This window comes from Streptomyces sp. MnatMP-M17 (assembly GCF_900091995.1).
GTDB lineage: Bacteria > Actinomycetota > Actinomycetes > Streptomycetales > Streptomycetaceae > Streptomyces.
In genome coordinates this window covers 1-3,760 of the sequence record NZ_FMDK01000691.1, presented here as the reverse complement: position 1 = coordinate 3,760, position 3,760 = coordinate 1, and the positions used below count along the sequence as shown (strand labels likewise).

The following is a 3,760-nucleotide window of genomic DNA, read 5'->3' as shown; positions in this document are numbered from 1 at the left end:
GGCCCCCGCCGGCGCGTGGCCGTGCCGCGCAGAGGCATCGCGGCGGCGGTCGTCGCCGTGCTGCTGGTACTCGGTGTCGGCGCCGGTGTCTGGTACATCAATTCCGGTCAGTTCACCCGCGTTCCCTCGCTGCTCGGCCAGAGCGAGCAGGAGGCCAGGAAGCGGCTCGCCGACGCGGGGCTCGACGCGAAGGTCACCAAGGACTTCAGCGAGACCGTCGAGCGCGGCACGGTCATCAGCAGCGATCCCGGGCCTCGTACGCGTATCCGCGGTGACGGCCCGGTGACGCTCGTCATCTCGCGCGGCCCGGAGATCGTGCGGGTTCCCGATGTGACGGGCGTGCCTCTGGCCGAGGCGAGGCGCGCGCTGAAGCGGGCCGGTCTGGCCGCCGGGATCGTCACCCGGGAGTTCGACGAGCAGACCGCCCAGGGCGCCGTGGTGAGTTCGTCGCCCGCGGCCGGGACCGATGTACGGCCCGATTCGGGCGTCGCGCTCGTCGTGAGCAAGGGCAGCCCGGTCGATATGCCCGATGTGACCGGCGAGTCCGTGTCCGAGGCCACCACCGAGCTGGAGCAGGCGGGACTCAAGGTCAGGATCGCCGCCGTACAGGTGAACTCTCCCGAGGACGAGGGCACCGTCGCCCGGCAGTCCGCGGCGGAGGGCTCACAGCTCGCTCGTGGTGACACCGTCACACTGACGGTCTCCAAGGGCCCGCGGCTGGTCTCCGTACCGGATGTCGTCGGCGAGACGACGGACAGCGCCAGAAGTCTGCTGGAGGCGGCGGGATTCGTGGTCGAGATCGACCGCGGCTTCCCGTTCCTGGGCAACACCGTGACCGAGCAGTCCGTGGACGGCGGCGACGAGGCTCCCGAGGGCAGCACCATCACCATCAAGACCGAGGGACTCTAGGCCCTGTCCACCATGCGCCTGTCCACCCTGCGCAACCCTGTCGGCAGCCATGTCCCCGTGGCCGGCGGCCTCGCCGCGACCGGTCTGGCGTACGCGCGTGAGCTGGACGCCGAGACCGTTCAGGTCTTTGTCGCCAATCCGCGCGGCTGGGCGACGCCCAACGGGAATCCGGCGCAGGACGAGCGGTTCCGCGCGGAGTGCGCGGCCGAGGGCATCACGGCGTATGTGCACGCTCCGTATCTGATCAACTTCGGCTCGCACACCGAGGCGACCGCCGAGCAGTCGGTGGCGTCACTGCGGCACAGCCTGCGCAGAGGCCGGGAGATCGGCGCGCTGGGTGTGGTCGTGCATACGGGCTCGGCGACCGGCGGCCGTAGCCGCGAGGTGGCGCTCGCGCAGGTACGGGAGCGAATGCTGCCGCTGCTGGACGAGCTGACCCATGACGACGATCCGTTCCTGCTGCTGGAGTCCACGGCCGGGCAGGGCTTTTCGATCTGTTCGCGCACCTGGGACTTCGGCCCGTACTTCGAGGCGCTCGACTCGCATCCCAAGCTGGGCATCTGTCTGGACACCTGCCATGTCTTCGCCGCCGGGCACGATCTCGCGGGACCGCACGGTATGCGGCAGACACTGGATCTGCTGGTGGACACGGTCGGCGAGGGCCGGCTCAAGCTGATCCACGCCAATGACTCCAAGGATGTCGTCGGCGCACACAAGGACCGGCACGTCAATATCGGCGCAGGGCAGATCGGCGAGGAGCCGTTCGGTGAGCTGTTCTCGCATCCGGCGACCGAGAACGTACCGCTGGTGATCGAGACACCGGGCGGCAAGGAAGGGCAGGCGGCGGACATACGGCTGTTGAAGAAGCTGCGCGACCGCTGATCCGAAGCCGGACGGACCGGACCGGACGGACCAGACGGACCGGACGGGCCAGTCGGCCAGATCTGGCGACCCGGCCCGGCTACAGCTCCGGGCCGTCGCCCGGCAGCTCCTGGTAGGAGTAGCGCTGTTCGGCCCATGGATCGCCGACATTGTGATAGCCGCGCTCCTCCCAGAAGCCACGGCGGTCGGCGGTCATGTACTCCACGCCCCGGACCCACTTGGGTCCCTTCCAGGCGTACAGATGCGGAACGACGAGCCGGACCGGAAAACCGTGTTCGGCGGTGAGCAGCTCACCGTCCTTGTGGGTGGCGAAGATCGTACGGTCGGACACGAAGTCGGCGAGCCGCAGATTGGAGCTGTAGCCGTACTCCGCCCAGACCATCACATGGGTCACGGCCGGCGCGGGCGGCGCCAGATCCAGGAGCGTACGGGCGGGCACACCGCCCCATTCGGCTCCCACCATGCTGAACTTCGTCACACAGTGCAGATCCGCGACGACGGTGGAGAACGGCAGCGCCGAGAACTCGTCGTGGTTCCAGCAGCGCTTGTCACCGTCCGCGGTGGCGCCGAAGACCCGGAATTCCCAGCGGTCCGGCTTGAACCGCGGCACGGGTCCGTAATGGGTCACCGGCCAGCCGCGCTGCAAGCGCTGCCCCGGTGGTAGCTCGGCCTGCTCCGGCTCTCGATACTCCCGGCTCTCCGGCTGACCCATGCCTTCCATGGTGACAGACGGGGAGGGGTGGTCATGACCAGGTCGGGACCGATTCGGGCAATTCCTGCTAAGCATGTACCTACCGGACGGATCCTGGCCTCGGCGTCAGGATGCGCGCATTCTGCCCCGTCACCCGCCAGGAAGGAGTCTCTGCGATGCAGGGCGATCCCGAGGTCATCGAGTTCCTCAATGAGCAGCTCACCGGCGAACTGACCGCGATCAACCAGTACTTTCTGCACGCGAAGATGCAGGAGAACTTCGGCTGGACGAAGCTCGCGAAGTACACCCGGGCCGAGTCGTTCGACGAGATGAGGCATGCCGAGCTGCTCACCGACCGGATTCTCTTCCTGGAAGCCCTGCCCAACTACCAGCGGCTCTTCCATGTACGGGTGGGCCAGACCGTGACGGAGATGTTCCGGGCCGACCGCGAGGTCGAGGTGGAGGCGATCGACCGGCTCAAGCGCGGGATCGAGGTCATGCGGGCCAAAGGGGATCACACATCGAAGAGGATCTTCGAATCTATCCTGGCGGACGAGGAGCACCACATCGACTATCTCGACACCCAACTCGATCTGGTCGAGAAGCTGGGCGAGGCGCTCTATATCGCGCAGGTGATCGAGCAGCCGGACGGCGACCAGGACAGCCGATGGGACCACACGGACAGCTCAGGCTCGGGCGACCGGCACTAGGCTCAGCCCTGAGCTGCCTTGCCTAAGCGGCCTTGCGCAGGGCCGCCGGGACCGGGACAGAGGCCATGGATACGGGTGCGGCCTCCAGGGCCGCCGGTTCGGCGAGCGCGGGAGCACGTCCGTCGAGCAGTTCACGGCGCGGGCAGCCGCCGCGCCCGAGGATCGACTGGATACGGCGTACACAGGAGCCGCAGTCGGTGCCCGCCTTGCTGGCCGACGCGATCTGGCGAGGAGTGCACGCACCGGCGTCCGCGTGTGCCCTCACCTCTGTCTCGGTGATGCCGAAGCAGGAGCAGACGTACACGCGGTTCACCTCCCGGGCGGGTTCATCGATCGGGCCACCCCGCCAGTCGGTGAGGTGAACCTAACCTTAGCTGCCGCCCTCGGCCCGCAAAAGCCCGAAAAGCACTGATGGGGCGCGGATCACATCGATCCACGCCCCACCGTGTCGTACGCCTCACTGAAAGTGCCCGGCCGACCCTACTGGTCGCGGTCGGCCTTACTGGTCGCGGTACATCTCGGCGACGAGGAAGGCCAGGTCCAGGGACTGGCTGCGGTTCAGGCGCGG

General features: G+C 68.0%; 5 protein-coding genes. 3 read left to right on the top strand and 2 right to left on the bottom strand.

Features of this window, described 5'->3' with window-relative positions; translation table 11 throughout:
- Positions 1-909, top strand: a 909-nt coding sequence (locus GA0115259_RS28410) for a Stk1 family PASTA domain-containing Ser/Thr kinase (protein WP_141716723.1), incomplete at its 5' end; no start/stop codon positions are given.
- A gap of 12 nt (positions 910-921) precedes the next feature.
- Positions 922-1,791 (top strand): deoxyribonuclease IV, encoded by an 870-nt coding sequence (locus GA0115259_RS28405; protein ID WP_176732684.1) that lies wholly within the window; start codon positions 922-924, stop codon positions 1,789-1,791.
- Between the two features lie 79 nt (positions 1,792-1,870).
- On the opposite strand, the gene GA0115259_RS28400 is transcribed toward GA0115259_RS28405, so the two are convergent.
- Entirely contained in the window at positions 1,871-2,503 is a 633-nt protein-coding gene (locus GA0115259_RS28400) for a sulfite oxidase-like oxidoreductase (RefSeq protein ID WP_093602317.1), read from the bottom strand.
- A 155-nt stretch (positions 2,504-2,658) separates the two neighbouring features.
- Here GA0115259_RS28400 and bfr point away from each other — a divergent pair, with 155 nt between their 5' ends.
- Positions 2,659-3,192: a bacterioferritin gene (bfr, locus tag GA0115259_RS28395; protein ID WP_093602315.1), complete on the top strand. Its 534-nt coding sequence runs from the start codon at positions 2,659-2,661 to the stop codon at positions 3,190-3,192.
- A 22-nt stretch (positions 3,193-3,214) separates the two neighbouring features.
- Here the strand turns inward: bfr and GA0115259_RS28390 are convergent, their stop codons facing one another.
- On the bottom strand, positions 3,215-3,505 hold the full coding sequence (locus GA0115259_RS28390; protein WP_093602313.1) for a (2Fe-2S)-binding protein: 291 nt from the start codon (positions 3,503-3,505) through the stop codon (positions 3,215-3,217).
- Positions 3,506-3,760: the final 255 nt, after the last annotated feature.

What these genes read in the sequence shown, in the direction of transcription:
- GA0115259_RS28400 (WP_093602317.1), bottom strand. Translation starts at nt 2,503, where the DNA reads ATGGGTCAGCCGGAGAGCCGGGAGTATCGAGAGCCGGAGCAGGCCGAG.
- bfr (WP_093602315.1), top strand. Translation starts at nt 2,659, where the DNA reads ATGCAGGGCGATCCCGAGGTCATCGAGTTCCTCAATGAGCAGCTCACC.
- GA0115259_RS28405 (WP_176732684.1), top strand. Translation starts at nt 922, where the DNA reads ATGCGCCTGTCCACCCTGCGCAACCCTGTCGGCAGCCATGTCCCCGTG.